Here is an 8,971-nt window from a genome sequence, read left to right on the forward strand (position 1 = left end):
ACAGCACGATCGTGATTGCCGGCTTGTTCTTGCTGGTGGAGCTCATGGCCGCGCAGCGCGGGCAGGCGCTCGACAAACTGCAGCCTGCCGTTGCTGTGCGCGAGCCGGTTTTGCTGGGCCTGATGCTCTTGTTTGGTGCCGCTTCGGCTGCAGGTTTGCCGCCTTTGCCCGGCTTCTTGGGCAAGCTCATGATCTTGGAGAGCAGCGCAGGCCTGCCCGCACAGGCCTGGATCTGGACCGTGGTGCTGAGCGTGGGATTTTTCACCATCGTGGGCCTGGCCCGTGCGGGTGTCATATTGTTCTGGCATGTGCAGCCCGAACCCGACGCAGTGCACAGCAACGCGGGCAGCAGCCCCAAACTGCTGTCGGCGGTCTGGGCCTTCATGGCCTTGACTTTGGCCATGGCCGTGTTGGCTTCGCCCGTCAAGCGCTACACCGACGACACCGCCACGCAGCTGGCGGACACGGCCGCTTATGCCAAAGCCGTGCTGGGCCTTGAGCCTGGCCAGCCTTCGACCAGCACGCGGCCTTACGATGGGGCGCGCCCGTCGGTGCCGGTCTTAGCCCCGGCCCCGGCCGCTGCGCCTGAAACCCCTGCAAAGGAAACGCCATGACACCCAACGCCCCGGACCGCTCTGCCCGAGCGCGCTGGCTCAGCCACCCCATCCTCTCGCTCTTGCTGGGCGTCAGCTGGCTGGCCCTGTCGCACAGCTTGGCGCCGGTGCACTTGCTGTCGGCCTTGCTGATTGCGCTGATCGTGCCGCGCCTGATCCACCCATTTTTGGGGCCCGCGTCCCGCATCCACTGGGGTGCGGCCCTGCGCCTGGCGCTGGTGGTGCTCAAGGACATCGTGCTGTCCAACATCACCGTGGCCCGTTTGGTGCTTGGCCCCATGAAAGCCATGTCGCCCGCCTGGCTGCCCGTGCCTCTGGCCAGTGAGCACCCCATGGTCAACGCTTTGTTTGCCAGCATCATCACCACCACGCCGGGCACAGTGTCTTGTGTGGTGAGCGAATCGCGGCGTGAAATTTTGGTGCATGCGCTCAATTGTGACGACGCGCAAGCCATGATCGACGACATGAAAACCCGCTACGAAGCGCCCTTACTGCACATTTTTGGCTGCAGCGAGCAGGCGGCACCTCTTGCCCAGAAAGGCCTGCAATGAACATCCTGGACCTGGCCCTGTCGGTGGCCATCGTGGCCGTCACCCTAGCGGTGGCGCTGTGCGCCTGGCGACTTTTCCGTGGCCCCGAAACCACCGACCGCATCCTGGCGCTCGACACTTTGTCGATGAACGCTGTGGCCCTGATCGTTTTGCTGGGTATCCGCTGGAACACCGCTTTGCTCTTCGAAGCCGCCTTGCTGGTGGCCATGCTGGGCTTTGCCTCGACGGTGGCGCTGGCGCGTTACCTCAGCCGCGGCGACGTGGTCGAATAAAAGGAGCCCCCTCATGCATCCCCTGATTGAATGGACCGCAGCGGCTTTCATCCTTGTCGCGGCATTTTTCTTGCTGGTGGGCGCCATTGGTTTGGTGCGCCTGCCTGACTTTTATATGCGCTTGCACGCACCCACCAAAGCGTCCACTTTGGGCGTCGGCGGTGTCTTGGCGGCGTCCATGCTGGTGTCGGCCTTTCAGGGCCGGGCGGGCATGGCCGAGTTGCTGATCACTTTGTTCGTGTTTGTCACTGCACCCGTGTCGGCCAACTTGATGGCCCAGGCCGCGCTGCACCTGAAAGCGCGCTCGAAAGCCCCCGTGCCACCTGAAACCGTGCCTGAGCGCCAGGAAAGTTGAAGCCGAGTTCGACATTGCGACTAGAATTAACCGACCGCCCGGTTGGTTAACGAATTGGCAGGTCCAGCACCCGCCAGTGCACCGGGTTTTGACCTCTCAAGGAAAGCAACCCATGTCCCAAGTCCTGCAAAGTTTCATCGGTGGCCAATGGATCGGCCAGCAAGGCGCACAAAACCTGCGCAGCGCTATAAACGGCCAAACGGTTTACCAAACCCATGCCGAGGCCATCGACTTTGGCGACGCGGTGCACCACGCCCGCACCGTGGGTTTGCCCAATTTGCTCAAGCTCGATTTTCAGGAACGCGCCCAGCGCCTCAAGGCTTTGGCCAAGTACTTGGGTGAGCACAAAGAGCAGCTTTACGCCATCTCGGCCCACACAGGTGCCACGCGTGCCGACAGCTGGGTGGACATCGAAGGCGGTGCGGGCACTTTGTTCGCCTATTCGGGCATCGGCAGCAACGAGCTGCCCAGCGGCAACCTGATCCACGAGGGCCCGGCCTTCCCCTTGGGCAAGAAGGGCGGCTTTGCGGGCACGCACATCTTGGTGCCGCGTGGCGGCATCGCGGTGCACATCAACGCCTTCAACTTCCCCATCTGGGGCCTCTTGGAAAAGTTCGCGCCCAGCTTTTTGGCGGGCATGCCTTGCATTGGCAAACCCGCTTCGTCCACCAGCTACCTGACCGAGGCCATGGTACGCCTGGTCGAGCAATCTGGCATCTTGCCTGCCGGTTCACTCCAGCTGGTGATCGGCTCCACGGGTGACCTTCTGGACCGCTTGAACGGCCAAGACGTGGTCACCTTCACCGGCTCGGCCGACACCGCCGCCATGCTGCGTGTGCACCCCAATGTGGTCAAACACAGCATCCCCTTCAACGCCGAAGCCGACTCGCTCAACTGTGCCATCCTCGCACCTGATGTCTCGCCCGACGACGAAGAGTTTGACCTGTTCGTGAAAGAAGTGGCTCGCGAGATGACCGTCAAAGCAGGCCAGAAGTGCACGGCCATTCGCCGCGCCATCGTGCCGCGCCAGCACCTCGATGTCGTGGTCGAAAAGCTCAAGGCCCGTTTGGCCAAAGTGGTGGTGGGCGACCCGTCGGTGGAAGGCGTGAAGATGGGCGCTTTGGCCTCGCATTCGCAACAAGCCGATGTGGCCGAGCGTGTGGCCTTGTTGCGCCAAAGCGCCGAGCTGGTGTTTGGCGGCGGTGCCGGTTTTGCACCGGTGGGGCAGGGCGTTGAAGGCGGTGCTTTCTTCCAGCCCACGCTGCTGCTTTGCCAAAAGCCTTTGCAGACCGACAGCGTGCACGATGTGGAGGCCTTTGGCCCAGTCAGCACCCTCATGCCTTACGACGGCATTGACGAAGCCCTGCAACTGGCCGCACGCGGCCTGGGCAGCTTGGTTGGCACGCTGGTCACCAAAGACCCGAAAATCGCGGCTCGCATCATCCCTGTCGCGGCTGCTCTGCATGGCCGTCTGCACATCCTGGACCGTGAATCGGCTGTCGAATCGACCGGCCACGGCTCGCCCCTGCCCCAGCTCAAGCACGGCGGCCCCGGCCGCGCAGGTGGCGGCGAAGAGCTCGGCGGCATCCGCGCCGTCAAGCACCTGATGCAACGCACCGCGCTGCAAGGCTCACCCACCATGATCGCCGCTGTCACGGGCGAGTACATGCGCGGCGCAAAACTGATCGAGACCGAAGTCCACCCCTTCCGCCGTTACTTTGAAGAGCTGCAGATCGGCGAGAGCTTGCTCACCCACCGCCGCACCGTGGGCGAGGCCGACATCGTGGCCTTTGGTGGTCTGTCGGGCGACTATTTCTACATGCACTTCGACGAAATCGCGGCCAAGGATTCGCCATTTGGGAAGCGCATCGCACACGGCTACTTCGTTCTCTCGGCCGCTGCGGGCTTGTTTGTCTCACCCGCGCCTGGCCCGGTGCTGGCCAACTATGGTCTGGACACGCTGCGCTTCGTCAAGCCCGTGGGCATTGGCGACACCATCCAGGCGCGCCTGACCGCCAAGCGCAAGATCGACCGCAACAAGAAAGACGCGAATGGCGTGGGCCAAGGCGTGGTGGCCTGGGATGTGGAAGTGACCAACCAGTTGGGAGAGGTCGTGGCCAGCTACGACATCCTGACGCTGGTGGCCAAGCGGGGCTGATGCGCCCCTGCGGCGCAGAAACGTCGGACCTGAAGGCCGCGACCTACGGGGAGGTGGGCATTTGTAGGTCGGCGCCTTCAGGTCCGACAAAGCCGCTGGCGGACCCAAGCGCATGGCATGTCGCTAAGCGATGCACACAAACGTCGGACCTGAAGGCCGCGACCTACGGGGAGCTCGGTATGTGTAGGTCGGCACCTTCAGGTCCGACAAAGCCGCTGGCGGACCTAAACGCATGGCATGTCGCTTCGCGATGCGCACAAACGTCGGACCTGAAGGCCGCGACCTACGGGGAGATGGGCATGTGCAGGTCGGTGCCTTCAGGTCCGACAAAGCCGCTGGGGGACCCAAGCGCATGGCATGTCGCTTCGTGATGCGCACAAACGTCGGACCTGAAGGCCGCGACCTACGGGGAGATGGGCATTTGTAGGTCGGCGCCTTCAGGTCCGACGTTGAATGTTCAAAAAATGGGCCGTGCCAGAATGACCCACCATGAACCTCTACGACCGCCACATCCTGCCGTACCTGCTTGACTTCGCTTGTGGCTTGCCCATGGTGCAGGCGCAGCGTCGAAAGCTGGTGCCCCAAGCCCAGGGCCGGGTGCTGGAGATCGGCATGGGCACGGGCCGCAACCTGCCGTTCTATGACCGCAGCCGCGTGACCCGATTGGTGGGGGTTGACCCCGCGATGCAAATGCACCGCTTGGCCCAAAAGCGCAGCCAAGAGGCGGGCCTCGACGTGGAGTTGATGGGTTTGTCGGCCGAGCAGCTGCCCACCGCAGACGCAAGCTTCGACACCGTGGTCTGCACCTACACCTTGTGCAGCATCCCCGACGCCGTGCAAGCCTTGCGCGAAATGCGGCGGGTGCTGGTGCCCGGTGGCAAGCTGCTGTTTTGCGAGCACGGCCGCGCACCAGACGAGGGCGTGCGGAATTGGCAAGCGCGCTTGCAACCCCTTTGGGGGGCGTTGGCTGGCGGCTGCCAGTTGGGGCGTGACATTCCAAGCTTGCTGGAAGAGGCCGGTTTTGCAGCCGAGACCCAATCGGCGTATTTGCTTGGCCCCCGGCCCATGGCTTTTCATTACTGGGGACAGGCCCAGGCCGATTGACGCGGCCGGTGCAGGGATAATCACAGCATGAGATCCCCCATTGCCGTTGTTGACGTTGACCGTTGCGAAACCTGGACCCGTTACAAAAACGGGCTGTGCGACACCTGCGCGGCCAACTGCTGCACCATGCCGGTCGAGGTCAAGCTGGCCGATCTGGTGCGGCTAGAGCTGGTTGATCCGTTCGCGGCCGAGCACGAGGACCCCAAGCAGATCGCCAAACGTTTGAGCAAAGCGGGGCTGATCGAGCATTTCAACTTCAAGAAAAGCATCTTCAGCCTGGCGCGACGTGCCAGCGGCGACTGCCAGTTTCTCGATGCCAAAACCCGCCGCTGCACCGTGTACGACAAACGGCCCAACACCTGCCGCCTGCACCCCCAAGTGGGGCCACGCCCCAACCATTGCCCTTACGGCAACAAAGCGCAGTCGCGTTAAAAAAAAGCCCCCCGACTTCACAGTCGGGGGGCTTTGTCGCTGGCAGGCCAAGGCGATTTACATCGTGTCGATGAAGCTGCGCAGTTTGTCTGAGCGGCTGGGGTGCTTGAGCTTGCGCAGCGCCTTGGCTTCGATCTGGCGAATGCGTTCGCGTGTCACGTCGAACTGCTTGCCCACTTCTTCGAGCGTGTGGTCGGTGGACATCTCGATGCCGAAACGCATGCGCAGCACCTTGGCTTCGCGTGGCGTGAGGCTGTCCAGAATGTCCTTGACCACGTCGCGCAGACCCGCTTGCAGCGCCGCGTCCATGGGGGCGGTGTGTGTGCTGTCTTCGATGAAGTCGCCCAGGTGGCTGTCGTCGTCGTCACCGATCGGCGTTTCCATGGAGATAGGCTCTTTGGCGATCTTCATGATCTTGCGGATCTTGTCTTCCGGGATTTCCATCTTCTCGGCCAGGATGGAGGCATGGGGCTCAAAGCCAAATTCCTGCAAGTGCTGGCGCGAGATGCGGTTCATCTTGTTGATGGTCTCGATCATGTGCACCGGGATGCGGATCGTGCGGGCCTGGTCTGCAATGGAGCGGGTGATGGCCTGGCGGATCCACCATGTGGCGTAGGTCGAGAACTTGTAGCCCCGGCGGTATTCGAACTTGTCCACGGCTTTCATCAGGCCGATGTTGCCTTCCTGGATCAAGTCGAGGAACTGCAGGCCGCGGTTGGTGTACTTCTTGGCGATGGAGATCACCAAGCGCAAGTTGGCCTCGATCATCTCTTTCTTGGCGTCGCGTGACGAGCGCTCGCCGGCGTTCATGCGCTTGTTGATGTCTTTCAACTCATCGAGCGGCACCACCACTTGGGATTGCAAGTCGGTCAGTTTTTGCTGCAGGTCTTGCACGGGCGGGATGTTGCGGCCCATCACGGCGCTCCAGCTCTTGCCTGCGGCGGCTTGCTTTTCGATCCATTTCAGGTTGAGCAGGTTCGACTCGACACGTTTGCCGTTTTTGTCACGACCACTGAAGTCGGCAATGAAGTTGTCTTGTGGGTAACCGCATTTGTCCACAATGATGCGGCGCAATTCGCGCTCTTTCTTGCGCACATCGTCCACTTGGCCGCGCACCATGTCGCACAGTTTTACAATGGTCTTGGCGGTGAAGCGGATGGTCATCAACTCTTCGGACAGGGCCGATTGCACCTTGATGTAAGCCGGTGTGCCCCAGCCTTCTTTGTCGTAGATTTTGTGCACCTTCTCGAAATACTCGGTGATGCGGTCAAATCGCTCCAGGGCCTGATTTTTCAGCTCTTCAAGCTTCTTGGTCAGCGCTTTGGAGCCACCTTTGCCATCGTCATCGTCGGCTTCGTCGAATTCGTCGAAGTCTTCTTCTGCCACGTAGTCGTCGGCTTCGTTCAGGTTGGCAAAACCATCGACCACGGTAGAGATGACGACCTTGCCTTCGCGGATTTCACTGGCCAGGCGCAAGATTTCGGCGATGGTGGCGGGCGACGCGCTGATGGCGGCCATCATGTCCATCAAGCCGCCTTCGATGCGCTTGGCGATTTCGATCTCGCCTTCGCGCGTCAGCAGCTCCACCGTGCCCATTTCACGCATGTACATGCGCACCGGGTCGGTGGTGCGGCCGAATTCGCTGTCCACGGTGGACAGGGCGGCTTCGGCGGCTTCTTCGGCTTCTTCTTCGGTCGAGCCCGTGGGCGCGTTGTCGGTGATGATCAGGCTCTCGGCGTCGGGCGTTTGCTCGTACACCGCCACACCCAGATCGTTCAGGGTGGCGATCACCACTTGCAGGGTTTCGGCATCGACCAGTTTGTCGGGCAAGTGGTCGCTGATTTCGCCGTTTGTGAGGTAGCCGCGGGTCTTGCCCAGTTTGATCAGGGCTTTCAGACGGTCGCGGCGCTGCACCATTTCGGCTTCGGTCAGGACGGTTTCGTCCAGACCGAATTCCTTCATCAAGGCCCGCTCTTTGGCCTTGCTGATCTTCATGCGCAGGGGCTTGACTTTTTCAGTGCTGTCGCCGGTGGTTTCCGCCACCGGTTCTGGCTCCATGTCGTCTTCGAGGGCGGCCAACTCGTCTTCAAGGCTCGGCTCGGCAATGCTGCCTTTTTTCTTGGGGCCGCGCTTGGCACCCGTGGTGGTCTTGGCTGGGGGCTTGGCGGCTGCAGGCTTTTTGGCCTCAGCTGGCGCTGTTGCTTTAACTGCCTTGGCAGCTTTAGCGGGTGTTTTGACGTCCATTTCCGCCACAGCTTCTTTGGCTTTGGCGGTGGATTTTTTCTCGATGACTTCAGGTTTCTTGGCGGGCACGGAGGCGGCTTTCTTCACAGGCTTGGCAGTTGTGGCCGGGGGTTTTGTGGCTTTGACCTGAGGTGCAGCCGTTTTGGTGGCCACCTTGACCGCCGGTTTGGCGTTCACTTTGGCAACAGGCTTTGCGGGCACCTTGAGGGGTGCTTTGGCGGGTGCTTTTGAGGGCACTTTGGCACTGGCTTTGACTGGCGTTTTGGCCTTCGCGACGGGCGCGACGGCTTTTTTGGCAGCACTGGCGGTCTTGGCTACAGTTTTGGACTTGGCAGGGGCCTGGGCAGGCTTCTTCGGCTTTTGAGCGGGCATGAACAACCTCGGGACACAAAAAGGGACAAGGAAACAGACACAGTCAGTGCCAAATACATCCTGGCGCGGGCGTGGTTTAGGGCACAGATGTTCACCCTAAATGGGTGTCCAATCTGCAATGACAAGATGTTGGGCGAACATTTGGAATGCAGTCCTTGCGGAACGGTGACCTGCCCGCATGGGGGCGTCGCGCTGATGGCGGTGGTCTAGCCGGAGGTGCTGCTGTCGCTCTTGTCGAAAAAAATGGATTATACCCAATCCGGGGGCAACTCGCGTCTGGCGCCGCTTGTCGAAGGCGTATTTCTAGAGTCTCATTGGTCTTCGGCTTGCCGCAGTTTCATGAGGGCCATCAAGCCGCCGGCGCTGTTGTTGAAGACAGAGAAGGTGCCGCCCATGCGGTGGACCGAGCGTTCCACAATGGCCAAGCCCAAACCCGAGCCGGTGGCCGAGGTGCGGGCGGCGTCGCCCCTGAAAAAAGGCTGGGTCAGGTTTTTCAGGGTTTCTTCGGACACGCCCGGGCCTTGGTCGCGCACCCGCAAGAGCACCCAGCCGTCGTGCAGGCGGGCCACAATTTCGACGCGGGTGATGCCGTCGTTGGCGCTTTGCCCGTAGCGGCGTGCGTTTTCCAACAGGTTGGACAGCACCCGTCCCAATTCCACGGGTTCGGCTTGCACTTGCAGGTCTTCGCTCACATCGATGGCAATCTCCATCCGAGGGTTGTTGCGCCAGGGGGTGATGCACCGGCTGATCACGCCCGACACAAGCACCGGCCCCAGCGCTGCGGGGCTAGGGCGGGCGTAGTCCAAAAACATGTCAATGATGTCGTCCAGCTGCTCAATGTCGGCCACCATCAGTTCGCGGGTTTGGGG

The 8,971-nt window shown here is 61.6% G+C and carries 9 protein-coding genes; 7 read left to right on the plus strand and 2 right to left on the minus strand.

Annotated elements, in window-relative coordinates; all coding sequences use genetic code 11:
• From Q0341_RS14690 to Q0341_RS14720, 7 genes are all read left to right on the plus strand, one after another.
• Window positions 1–614 (plus strand): proton-conducting transporter membrane subunit (locus tag Q0341_RS14690; RefSeq protein ID WP_299514830.1); only part of this gene is annotated, 614 nt, incomplete at its 5' end.
• Window positions 611–1,165, plus strand: a complete 555-nt coding sequence (locus tag Q0341_RS14695) for a Na+/H+ antiporter subunit E (RefSeq protein WP_299514832.1) — start codon at window positions 611–613, stop codon at window positions 1,163–1,165. The genes Q0341_RS14690 and Q0341_RS14695, both read left to right, overlap by 4 nt.
• Complete coding sequence (locus Q0341_RS14700; protein WP_299514834.1) at window positions 1,162–1,437, plus strand: K+/H+ antiporter subunit F; 276 nt, start codon at window positions 1,162–1,164, stop codon at window positions 1,435–1,437. The genes Q0341_RS14695 and Q0341_RS14700 overlap by 4 nt, the downstream gene beginning before the upstream one ends.
• A gap of 13 nt (window positions 1,438–1,450) precedes the next feature.
• On the plus strand, window positions 1,451–1,792 hold the full coding sequence (locus Q0341_RS14705) for a Na+/H+ antiporter subunit G (protein ID WP_299514837.1): 342 nt from the start codon (window positions 1,451–1,453) through the stop codon (window positions 1,790–1,792).
• Between the two features lie 112 nt (window positions 1,793–1,904).
• Window positions 1,905–3,950 (plus strand): phenylacetic acid degradation bifunctional protein PaaZ, encoded by a 2,046-nt coding sequence (gene paaZ / locus Q0341_RS14710; protein WP_299514840.1) that lies wholly within the window; start codon window positions 1,905–1,907, stop codon window positions 3,948–3,950.
• Between the two features lie 489 nt (window positions 3,951–4,439).
• The gene (locus Q0341_RS14715; protein WP_299514843.1) at window positions 4,440–5,054 is read left to right on the plus strand and encodes a class I SAM-dependent methyltransferase; all 615 of its coding nucleotides are present in this window, start codon (window positions 4,440–4,442) and stop codon (window positions 5,052–5,054) included.
• Between the two features lie 27 nt (window positions 5,055–5,081).
• A complete protein-coding gene (locus tag Q0341_RS14720) occupies window positions 5,082–5,486 on the plus strand; it encodes a YkgJ family cysteine cluster protein (protein WP_299514846.1) in 405 nt (134 codons plus the stop codon).
• 57 nt (window positions 5,487–5,543) lie between these two features.
• Here Q0341_RS14720 and rpoD read toward each other — a convergent pair whose 3' ends face one another.
• Window positions 5,544–8,102: an RNA polymerase sigma factor RpoD gene (gene rpoD / locus Q0341_RS14725; protein ID WP_299514849.1), complete on the minus strand. Its 2,559-nt coding sequence runs from the start codon at window positions 8,100–8,102 to the stop codon at window positions 5,544–5,546.
• 311 nt (window positions 8,103–8,413) lie between these two features.
• A partial coding sequence (locus tag Q0341_RS14730; protein ID WP_299514852.1) for an ATP-binding protein occupies window positions 8,414–8,971 on the minus strand: 558 nt, incomplete at its 5' end.

The organism is uncultured Limnohabitans sp., assembly GCF_937889215.1.
GTDB lineage: Bacteria > Pseudomonadota > Gammaproteobacteria > Burkholderiales > Burkholderiaceae_C > Limnohabitans_A.